We start from the raw sequence: 3,922 nt of genomic DNA, 5'->3' as shown, positions 1-3,922 counted from the left end.
CTCCAGGGTGTTCACCAGCTGGGCCACGGTGCTCTGCTTCTGGCCGATGGCCACATAGATGCAGATGACGCCGGTGCCTTTCTGGTTCAGGATGGTATCGGTGGCAATGACAGTCTTGCCGGTCTGGCGGTCGCCGATGATCAGCTCACGCTGGCCGCGGCCGATGGGGATCATGCTGTCGATGGCCTTGATGCCGGTCTGCAGGGGCACATTGACCGGCTGGCGGTCGATGATGCCCGGGGCCGGACTTTCGATGGGACGGTATTCGGCGGCGTCGATGGGGCCCTTGCCGTCCAGGGGCTGGCCCAGGGCGTTGACGACGCGGCCGATCATGGCTTCGCCCACCGGCACACTGACCACGCGGCCGGTGCGCTTGACGGTGCTGCCTTCGCGCACCCCGTCGTCGCTGCCCAGCATGACGATGGAAACGGTGTTCTCTTCCAGGTTCTGCGCCATGCCGTAGGTGCCGTTTTCAAATTCCACCAATTCGCCGCTCATGCACTTTTCCAGCCCGCTGGCCCGGGCGATGCCGTCGCCCACCAGGATGACGGTACCGGTTTCGCTCTGCTCGATCTGGGCCTCGTAATGCTTGATCTGCGATTTGATGATTTTGGTGATTTCTTCGGGTTTCAGTTGCATGCTCTCACTCCCTTACAATACGATGGTCTCCAGATCGTGCCGCAGCCGTTCCAGACGGCCCTCCACGGTGCCGTCAAAGCGCACGCCGTCCATCTCCAGGCGGATGCCGCCCAGGCAGGCGGGGTCCACCGCCGTGGTCAGGTCCACCTTCTTGCCGGTCAGGCTTTCCAGTTTTTCCTTCAGGCGGACGGTATCCTTGTCCGAAAGGGGCACCGCGCTCACGGCCCGTGCGGGCAGAATGCCCCGGGCTTCATTGAAGCGGGCGGTGAATTCCTTTTCGCAGCTGCTCAGCTGGCGCAAAGTCCCGTTTTCGCACAGGATCTTCAAAAAATTCAGCACATACGGTTCGACCCGGCCGCGCAGCGCCTCATCCAACAGGGCGCAGCGCTCGGTCTTGGGGATACTGGGGGTGCACAGCAGCTTTTCATAGTCGGGATTTTCCCGCAGAAGTGTCACCACTTCCCGCAGTTGGCCGCGCGCTGCTTCCTCGCACCCGTCTTCGGCGGTCAGTTCATACAGCGCGCCGCCGTACATCTTGCCCACGTCGGTCATGATGCGTCACCCACATTCCTGATGAACTCGTCGATCAGGTCCTGATGGACCTTGGGGTCAATCTCGCGCTCCACCACCTTGGACGCAATGTCCATGGCAATGCCGCCGATCTCGTCCTTGACCTCGTTGATGGCCTTCTTGCGCTGCTGGGCAATGTCGGCGTCCGCCTTGGTCTTGATGCTGGCGGCGTCGGCCTGTGCCTGACGCACGATCTCCTCGCCGCGCAGCTGGGCGGTGCGGGTGGCAGACTGCACCAGCTGGGCAGCCTCCTCCTTGGCCTCGGCCAGACGCTGCTCATAATCGGTGCGCATGGCTTCGGCCTCGGTGCGGGCCTTCTCGGCATCCGCAATCTGGGCGTCGGCCATCTGCTGGCGCTGGGCCAGCACCTTTTGCACCGGCTTGAACAAAAACTTCTTGATCAGCCACATCTGGATCAGCAGGTTGCAGATGGCCGCGACAAAGTTCCAGGGTACGATGGTTACCAGTTGCTGAAACATCTGTTCGTCAAGCCTCCTTGCTCTGTTTGTTGGTCATGGCGCATCAGCCCAGCAGGTTCATGAACATGCCGGGGGCCACGAAGATCAGCAGCAGGCCGGTGACGAAGCCGTAAATACCGGTGGTTTCGGCAATGGCGCAGCCCAGCAGCATGGTGCTGGTCACGTCGCCCTTGCATTCGGGCTGACGGCCGATGGCCTGGCAGGCGGCGGCAACGGCGTTGCCTTCGCCGATACCGGGGCCGATACCGGCGATCAGGGCGCAGCCGGCACCGATGGCGCAGCCGGCGAGGGTGATGCCTTTAGCCAAAATTTCGAAATCCATAACAAGTACCTCCAAAAATAATGTTTGATGTCAGAGATGGGGGCAGGCTCATTCCTCGCCCGCCGCGTTGGCGATATACAGGGTGGTCAGCATACAGAAGATGAAGGCCTGCATAAAGCCGGAAAACCAGTCGAAGTACAGCCCGGTGAAGGCCGGGATGCCCACCGACAGGAAGGGGATCTGGCTGAGCAGGTCGCCCACGGCGCCGGGAATCAGGCCGAAGAGGGCGTGGCTGGCCAGAGAGAGGGCTGCGTACAGCAGCGCGCTGATGACCGTGCCGGACAAGATGTTGCCGAAGTGACGGCAGGCCATGCTGATGGGGGTGGCAATCTCGGACAGGATATTGAAAGGGGTGAGCACAAAGATGGGCTCGGTAAAGCCTTTCAGGTATCCGCCCAGACCGCCGGAACGGATCTTGGCGCGGGTGATCAGAATAAACACCATCACCGCCCAGGCCGCTTCCACCGAAAGATCCGCCGTGGGGCTCCACAGACCCACCAGGCTGAGCAGGTTGCTGACCAGACTGGTGGAGAACAGGGCCGCCACGAAGGGGATGAAGGAATCAAAGCGAACGCCCATGTTGCCGCGGACAAAGCTGGTGGCCAGGTTGACCAGGTACTCTGCCGCCGCCTGCCGTTTGGAGATGTTGGTCACCTTCAGGTCGTGGGTCAGCCAGATGCACAGCCCGGTGATGAGGAGCATGACGATCCAGCTGCTGACGATGGTGGCCGAGATGGGAATACCGGGGCCAATGGGGATGGTGTAGATCGGTGCGCCGTTGATGGTCACATCCATGTGATTAAGTTTCACCTCCCTTGTTCTGGGATGGTTTGCGCCGCAGCGCATACATGACAAAGATGGTCACCTGGGGGAACAGCAGCGGAATGGCTGCCGCCACCCAGTTGAATGCCGGGATCAGGAACATGGCAATCAGAAAAAGGCCAAGGCCCAGCTTGCGGTACAGCTCCGAGGTGCGCATGAGGCTGCGCCCGCGGGCCTCATCGGCACCGGCCGCCATCTTCTGCAGGGTCAGTGCCAGACCGAAAAAGTTCAGCCACGCGGCAAAGGCTCCCAGCACCGCGCTCAGCGGCACTTTCCAGCTGAACCCGAAGGGAGCACCCAGGGCCCAAGCCAGCGCCCAGCCGGCGACCAGCACCACGGTACCCACCGCGCAGCCTGTTCCGATGTGGACCAGTTCCTTTTTTACATCCGGCTGCAGTTGCATCGCATTACACTCCTTTCCGGACGGCATCAGAGATGATCGTTGAATCCAACCGGCTTGTCCGGCTGGCGCTTTTCGGCCTTGCGGCGTTCGGTCAGGTAAAACCGGCGGGCGGTGGCCCCAGAGGTGCCCAGTCCCAGCACAAAGGCCGGAAACATCACCCACATGGGCGCGCCCAGAGCATTGACCAGCCATGCGCCGCCGCCCACAAACAAAAGCAGCGGCACGACCAGCGAAATCCCAAGCTGGGTGAACCACACCAGCCCGTTCAGCAGTTGGGCCAGATCCTTCAAATCCGGTCAGCGCTCCTTTCCGCGGTATGCCGCTCTGATGCAAACAAATCCTGTCAACAGTATACCAAAAAAAACGGGCAAGCTCAACAGAAAAATAAGAATAAATATCGACGTGGAGCCGTAATACCGCCGGTTTTTCGCTGTAAGATTTTGGGAATACTGCCATCTGGAAAAGCCTGGGTGCAGGGTGTATATTGAAAGCAGGAATGTTGTGTGTAATGCCGGGGCTGCACCCGGCAGCGGAGGTGCCGACATGAGAAAAAAGATGGTGGCAGCCGGCGCGGTTCTGGCGGTGGCCCTGACCCTGGGCGCCTGCGGCGGACACCCCGGCGCCGAGACCATGGAAGCCCCCGGCTATCCCTGGACCACCACCCGGGAAGAGCTGACCGCTTCCCTC

6 protein-coding genes and 1 pseudogene are annotated in these 3,922 nt (G+C 61.2%); all 7 read right to left on the bottom strand.

All coding sequences use genetic code 11. The features are described 5' to 3' along the window. A pseudogene (locus tag Q0K17_RS10670) lies at positions 1-639 on the bottom strand (F0F1 ATP synthase subunit alpha); the annotation flags it as partial. Between the two features lie 12 nt (positions 640-651). Beyond that, positions 652-1,191, bottom strand: a complete 540-nt coding sequence (atpH, locus tag Q0K17_RS10665) for an ATP synthase F1 subunit delta (RefSeq protein ID WP_294542890.1) — start codon at positions 1,189-1,191, stop codon at positions 652-654. Beyond that, complete coding sequence (atpF, locus tag Q0K17_RS10660; protein ID WP_294542889.1) at positions 1,188-1,688, bottom strand: F0F1 ATP synthase subunit B; 501 nt, start codon at positions 1,686-1,688, stop codon at positions 1,188-1,190. The genes atpH and atpF overlap by 4 nt, the downstream gene beginning before the upstream one ends. Positions 1,689-1,731: 43 nt before the next feature. Further along, positions 1,732-2,010, bottom strand: coding sequence for an ATP synthase F0 subunit C (gene atpE / locus Q0K17_RS10655; protein WP_204647263.1), 279 nt, complete (start codon positions 2,008-2,010; stop codon positions 1,732-1,734). Positions 2,011-2,058: 48 nt separating this feature from the next. Next, entirely contained in the window at positions 2,059-2,820 is a 762-nt protein-coding gene (locus Q0K17_RS10650) for a F0F1 ATP synthase subunit A (RefSeq protein ID WP_366776938.1), read from the bottom strand. Further along, positions 2,810-3,235: an ATP synthase subunit I gene (locus Q0K17_RS10645; RefSeq protein ID WP_294542888.1), complete on the bottom strand. Its 426-nt coding sequence runs from the start codon at positions 3,233-3,235 to the stop codon at positions 2,810-2,812. The genes Q0K17_RS10650 and Q0K17_RS10645 overlap by 11 nt, the downstream gene beginning before the upstream one ends. 26 nt (positions 3,236-3,261) lie before the next feature. Beyond that, positions 3,262-3,525 (bottom strand): AtpZ/AtpI family protein, encoded by a 264-nt coding sequence (locus Q0K17_RS10640; RefSeq protein WP_294542887.1) that lies wholly within the window; start codon positions 3,523-3,525, stop codon positions 3,262-3,264. Positions 3,526-3,922 lie beyond the last annotated feature (397 nt).

Source organism: uncultured Gemmiger sp. (assembly GCA_944388105.1).
Lineage (GTDB): Bacteria > Bacillota > Clostridia > Oscillospirales > Ruminococcaceae > Gemmiger.
Note: the sequence above shows the minus strand (reverse complement) of the source record. Positions and strands in the feature narration are given on the sequence as shown.

Excerpts from the sequence above, each read along its gene's own strand:
- atpH (WP_294542890.1), bottom strand. The coding sequence starts at position 1,191 with ATGACCGACGTGGGCAAGATGTACGGCGGCGCGCTGTATGAACTGACC.
- atpF (WP_294542889.1), bottom strand. The coding sequence starts at position 1,688 with ATGTTTCAGCAACTGGTAACCATCGTACCCTGGAACTTTGTCGCGGCC.
- atpE (WP_204647263.1), bottom strand. The coding sequence starts at position 2,010 with ATGGATTTCGAAATTTTGGCTAAAGGCATCACCCTCGCCGGCTGCGCC.
- Q0K17_RS10645 (WP_294542888.1), bottom strand. The coding sequence starts at position 3,235 with ATGCAACTGCAGCCGGATGTAAAAAAGGAACTGGTCCACATCGGAACA.